Annotated in this window: 2 tRNA genes; both read right to left on the bottom strand. The window is 50.3% G+C overall.

Annotated features, from left to right (window positions below):
* Positions 1 to 96 precede the first annotated feature (96 nt).
* Positions 97 to 173, bottom strand: a tRNA-Ile gene (locus RG959_RS23965).
* 66 nt (positions 174 to 239) lie between these two features.
* Positions 240 to 316, bottom strand: a tRNA-Met gene (locus RG959_RS23970).
* Positions 317 to 318: the final 2 nt, after the last annotated feature.

The raw sequence follows: 318 nt of genomic DNA on the forward strand, positions 1-318 counted from the left end.
TTCGAACCCCTGCGCGGTTTGACCCGCCTGTCGGTTTTCAAGACCGATCCCTTCAGCCGGACTTGGGTATTCCTCCGAATTAAATAAGAATTCAAGTGGTGGACCTTGCAGGACTCGAACCTGCGACCGGACGGTTATGAGCCGTCTGCTCTAACCAACTGAGCTAAAGGTCCTCTTATTCACCATGTGTGAATCAAAAATGCATCTTTTACAAAAGGCATTCTCATTATTTAAATATATGGTAGCGGCGGAGGGGATCGAACCCCCGACCTCACGGGTATGAACCGTACGCTCTAGCCAGCTGAGCTACACCGCCAT

This window comes from Domibacillus sp. 8LH, assembly GCF_038806185.1.
Classification (GTDB): domain Bacteria; phylum Bacillota; class Bacilli; order Bacillales; family Domibacillaceae; genus Domibacillus; species Domibacillus indicus_A.